1 pseudogene is annotated in these 221 nt (G+C 36.7%); it reads left to right on the plus strand.

From position 1 onward, the window contains the following. Window positions 1-39 precede the first annotated feature (39 nt). Window positions 40-221 (plus strand): annotated as a pseudogene (locus tag FS628_RS31110) (cysteine hydrolase family protein); the annotation flags it as partial.

Consider the following 221-nt stretch of genomic DNA (forward strand, 5'->3'; position numbering starts at 1 on the left):
TTGTAGTGTAATAAAATATTGTATAGGAGGTGGAGAAGAATGAGGACAGGTGTAATTATTGTAGATATTGAAAATGAGTATTTGGGGAATGGAAAGATGGAATCAAGGAATGGTGAAAAAGGAGGATGTAATGGAGGAAAAGTGGTTGATTGGTTGAGAGAAAAGCATAAGGATAACATTTTCGATGTTGAGCATATGGCAAGTGAGGGAGGAATAGGCTT

This window comes from Paenibacillus xylanexedens, assembly GCF_007676705.1.
In the GTDB taxonomy this organism is placed as follows: Bacteria; Bacillota; Bacilli; order Paenibacillales; family Paenibacillaceae; genus Paenibacillus; species Paenibacillus xylanexedens_C.